The following is a 1360-nucleotide window of genomic DNA, read 5'->3' as shown; positions in this document are numbered from 1 at the left end:
AAAGCTTCGACAGATAAGAGCCAACCTCGATTTCGTCGGCACCGGTTGAGGCATGGAGATGCCGCTGCACTTCGGCCACCGACAGCACGCGTTGATGGGCATCCTTCAGGTGCTGCCGCGTTTCATCTGAGGTGACGGACCGAGCCTTCAGCAGCAAAATGCTGGCGATGATCTGTAGGCTGTTGGCGACCCGGTGCTCCATTTCGCGCAGCAGCACATCTTTCTGGCGCAGCAAGTCTTCGGTGCGGCCGAGAAGCTCTTCCTTTTCCCTTTCGATGGCGCGGCGCGCCGTGATGTCATTGAAGGCGAGCAGGATGGTCGCGGCTGAACTGTGGTCGTAAAGGACCTTTCGCGCGTTGAGCAGCATCGTGCGCCGGCCGATATCGGGGAAATCATGCTCGACCTCGAAGCCGTCCATGGCGGTCTTCTCGGGAATGATCGTCTCCAAGAGCAGGTGAAGCGCTGGAATGTCCCACTGGCCGTCGCCCAGCGCGTAGAGCAGCGAGCCGTGCGTCTGCTCGGGGTCGACCCTGAAGGTCTGATAGAAGGAGCGGTTGGCCGCCAGCACGCGAAAGTTCTCATCGAGAACGAGGAAGGGTTCGACGATCGTATTGACGATGGCCTGCGCCAGCGTCTGCGCGTCTTCGATATTCGCAATGGGGTGGAACATAGGCTTCGAGGCCAATCCAGGGGCCGTGTCCCCTTGATTTTCTTTCTACCGGTTTGCCAGCCACCTGTCGCGAATTGAATCGGCCAAACGCAGCAGTGAGTGGCGGTCCGTGTGCCCAATTGTTTTAGGAATGGCCTTGGGGCACCCGAGGCACTAACACCGGCTCGATGATTCCAGCACTCGACCTTCCGGAAGATACTTTCGAACTCGACGATGATGCGCTGTTGGATGCTGTGCAGCGGCAGACGGTGCGCTATTTTTGGGAAGGCGCCCATCCCGTCAGCGGTCTTGCCCGCGACCGGCAGAAGACCACAGGTGATCCTGCCAACGATCTGGTGACGATCGGGGGGTCCGGTTTTGGCATTGCAGCTATCATCGTTGCGGTCGAACGGGAATGGATCGACCGCGCTGCGGCTTTACCGCGACTGCATGGCATGCTCGATTTCCTGGAAAACTCGCCGCGCTACCACGGCGTTTTTCCGCATTTCGTCAATGGCCGTACCGGTGCGACAATTCCACTCGGTCGCAAGGATGACGGCGCTGATCTGGTCGAAACCACTTTCCTGTTTCAAGGTCTGATCTGCGCCCGTGAGTACTTCGCCGAGATGGCAACCGAGGAAGTTCTCCTTCGCCAGCGCGTGAACGCGCTGTTGTCACAGGCCGAGTGGAACTGGTTCACACGCGGAGCCC

1 protein-coding gene and 1 pseudogene are annotated in these 1360 nt (G+C 59.3%); one reads left to right on the top strand and one right to left on the bottom strand.

Going from position 1 to position 1360, the window contains the following annotated elements:
- Positions 1-670 (bottom strand): histidine kinase dimerization/phosphoacceptor domain -containing protein (locus tag NKH21_RS32645; RefSeq protein ID WP_352870012.1); only part of this gene is annotated, 670 nt, incomplete at its 3' end.
- A 167-nt stretch (positions 671-837) separates the two neighbouring features.
- Between NKH21_RS32645 and NKH21_RS32640 the strand changes: the two are divergent.
- Positions 838-1360 (top strand): annotated as a pseudogene (locus NKH21_RS32640) (glucoamylase family protein); the annotation flags it as partial.

The organism is Mesorhizobium sp. M1329, from assembly GCF_040318035.1.
In the GTDB taxonomy this organism is placed as follows: domain Bacteria; phylum Pseudomonadota; class Alphaproteobacteria; order Rhizobiales; family Rhizobiaceae; genus Mesorhizobium.
This window is presented reverse-complemented; position numbering and strand designations above follow the sequence as displayed.